This is a genomic window from Candidatus Binatia bacterium (assembly GCA_029248525.1).
Lineage (GTDB): Bacteria > Desulfobacterota > Binatia > UBA12015 > UBA12015 > UBA12015.
The window spans coordinates 1-2,971 of sequence record JAQWJE010000056.1; the positions used below are offsets into that span (position 1 = coordinate 1).

Consider the following 2,971-nt stretch of genomic DNA (forward strand, 5'->3'; position numbering starts at 1 on the left):
TGTCGCAGGTTTCGTTGCAGTCGGCAGTCCCATCGGTGTCGCTGTCGGTGTCGGCAATGCCGCAACCGCAGATGCCCGGCTCGGTTTTGTCGGGGTCGCTATCGCAGGTCTCTTCGCAATCCAGGCTGCCGTCGGTGTCGCTGTCGTCATCCGGGGTGCCGCAGCCACAGATGCCCGGCTCGGTTTTGTCGGGGTCGCTATCGCAGGTCTCTTCGCAATCCAGGCTGCCGTCGGTGTCGCTGTCATCATCGGGGATGCCGCAGCCACAGACGCCCGGGTCGATCTTGCCGGGGTCCTGTGGGCAACCGTCCAGGTCGTCGATGGTTTCGTCGTCGTCGCTATCGACTTCGCAGGCGTCGCCCAGGCCGTCACTGTCGCTATCGACCTGATCTTCGTTGTCGATGAACTGACAGTTGTCGTCATCGTCCAGATGGGTGTCGTTATCGTCGTTGTCGTCACACGCATCGCCTGCCTCATCCCCGTCGTTGTCTTCCTGATAGCGGTTGAAGTCGTTGATACAGTTGTCGAAGAGATCCGAGATGCCGTCGCTATCGCTGTCGGGTGCGGCCCGTTGGGCGGCTTCGCCAGCGCCAAAGCTGCTGGTGGCGGCAAAGATCAGGGCAATCGCAATCCAGAGAGAGAAGAAGCGGGGACGAATCGATTCGGACATGAAGAACTCCTGAGGGGCTGGTTGTAGGTATGCTGAAAGGGAAGGCGGTGTGGACGAATGATGCCAAACCGAACTCCGCGACCCTTTTAAAATGACAGCGAGATGGGGACCCGGATATGCGAAATTTTAAAAAACACCGGGAAATCTGAGATTTGTCTCACATAGTGGGCGGGCACGGGAAGAATCCGGGCCGTCTGCGGCCAATGGAATCCTTTTGCGATACCTCTGAATCCGCTAAGGCGAGGTCCATGCCTTCTGCGAAATTCTTGCTCCTCACGTCCCTGCCACTTTCGTGCGGGCATCTGACGCCAGCCACAGCCCAGGCTGAACCGCTCCAGCTCTGCGTCCGTGCCGACCGCCTCGTGGAAGGACGCCCCAAGGAAGGCGCCAAGATCATCCTGCGCTCCCAATGCAAAACCCGCGCAAACGGCACGCCCATCGAGATCTCGATCGGCAACAGCGACGCGATCGGGGGCGCGGAACCATGCGGGTCGGTGGAGGGGGTCTACACCAGTGGCCAGGAGTCCTCGTCGCACACGACTGTGAAAATATCGGAGCGCAATAATAGCAGCAGTTTCAAGTTGGAGGTGCTGGCGGATCCCACCAATCTCGGTTCCGCAGTGGCTTTTACCTGTAATGACTTTCGCCCCGCATTGGGGCAAACGTATGGCGCCTACTGCAGCTTTGAAACATTGACCGGCGACCCGGGGCCGTACTTCTTCAGCCGTCTGGACTGCGACTCGATCGCTGCGGTGGGGTACTCATTTGTCGAGGATACGCTGCGTCGTGTGGGTGAGGTTTGCGGCGATGGTTTTTTGGACCCCAGCATTGGCGAGCAATGCGACGACGGGCAGGCCAGCGACGTTTGTGATGCGGATTGCACGCTTGCGGTGTGTGGTGATGGTACGCTCAACGGTCTTGCAGGTGAGGTCTGTGACGATGGTGGCACGTCGGATGGTGACGGCTGCAGCGCGGATTGTCAGTCCGACGAGACTTGTGGGAATGGGATCACGGATACAGCAGTGGGTGAGGAGTGTGACGACGGCACGCCGCCTAGCGCCGTTTGTGACCCGGACTGTACCTCCGCATTTTGCGGAGACGGCTTTGTGAATGCAGCCGCGGGTGAGGTTTGCGATGATGGTGGCACGTCCGATGGAGATGGGTGCAGCGCGAATTGCCTGTCTGATGAGACTTGTGGGAATGGCTTTACGGATACAGGAGAGGGTGAGGAGTGTGATCCCGGGCCCGGTGGCGATTTTCTGTGCGGTGCTGATTGTCGCGAAGGTGTGGACGGGTCGTTTGGATTGAACGGCCTTTGGCAAGTGAACTGGTTCGGCGTCTGGTTTGGCGCACACCCATTGGTGATTGAGGGCGATAAGGCCGTCCTGTACCAGCGGCTGGGCGAGGCTGGGGGCCGGGAAGCCGGGAGTGCTGTATGCGCACGTACCTACGATTCGAAGGGCCAGGGTGAATACCCGAATTGTCCTACTAGCCCCGCTAGCCCTTGGTCGCGAGGAGTCGTTCCAATTTTACCCGACGAGAACGGCTTCTATCTGGTTCCATGGCCAGGGTTAGGTGCGCCGCCCGGCCCCCTCTCATTTTTTGGGGGCCGCAGGCGGCTGCGCCAAGTCGTGAGCTGCCCTGGGAAATCTTTGGAGCAAATTCTTGCAGGCGAGTGCGTGCCTGAACCTTCCCCTTCGGGAGCGTTCGTGGACGGAGCGCCGGTTTGGTGATGGGCGAGTACGTGCTCGGCGGTCGCGGCCACACCGTGCCTCTATCGAGCCTGTTTTAGGCAGCCCGTTTGGCCTGCTTGGGAGGTTCTCGCCACCGTTGCCGCATGCCTCAGGCGTTCCGCACGCGCCTAAGCTAGGGGGCTGGCGCGGGTGCGTCGATGCGGAAGGGTGGGCGGTAGGTGCCGATCTCTGCCACGGCGACGAAGGTTGAGGTCATGGTGTCAGGCTCACAGGCGCCGGGCGGCTCGCGATAGGATTGTACGGCCGTCGCGGTGGGGGCGGATCCTTGCTTGGGGCCCCAGAGGGTCACCGTTTGGTAATCCTGATTGTTGGCTTGGCCGCCGTTGAAGATCATCACGCAGAGAGGGTCAGCTGCATTGTCTTCAACCCACATTAGAGGCTCGCCGGTGCGGCCGACGGGCTCGATAGGTCGCCGGTTCTGGCGCTGCCATCAAGCGCGGCTATCTCTTCGTAGCCGGGGAACATCCAGGAGGATCGCAGCGAGGGGCGACGCAGCAGCCTGTCGGTGGCGCTCAGGACGCTGACGTTCATGCTCATCTCCGGTTTG

Annotated in this window: 3 protein-coding genes; 1 reads left to right on the plus strand and 2 read right to left on the minus strand. The window is 60.9% G+C overall.

Going from position 1 to position 2,971, the window contains the following annotated elements:
• A partial coding sequence (locus P8K07_17955; protein ID MDG1960409.1) for a thrombospondin type 3 repeat-containing protein occupies nt 1-670 on the minus strand: 670 nt, incomplete at its 3' end.
• A gap of 248 nt (nt 671-918) precedes the next feature.
• On the opposite strand from P8K07_17955, the gene P8K07_17960 reads away from it, so the two are divergent.
• The gene (locus tag P8K07_17960; GenBank protein ID MDG1960410.1) at nt 919-2,403 is read left to right on the plus strand and encodes a hypothetical protein; all 1,485 of its coding nucleotides are present in this window, start codon (nt 919-921) and stop codon (nt 2,401-2,403) included.
• A 133-nt stretch (nt 2,404-2,536) separates the two neighbouring features.
• On the opposite strand, the gene P8K07_17965 is transcribed toward P8K07_17960, so the two are convergent.
• Nucleotides 2,537-2,797, minus strand: a complete 261-nt coding sequence (locus P8K07_17965; GenBank protein MDG1960411.1) for a hypothetical protein — start codon at nt 2,795-2,797, stop codon at nt 2,537-2,539.
• Between the last annotated feature and the right edge of the window lie 174 nt (nt 2,798-2,971).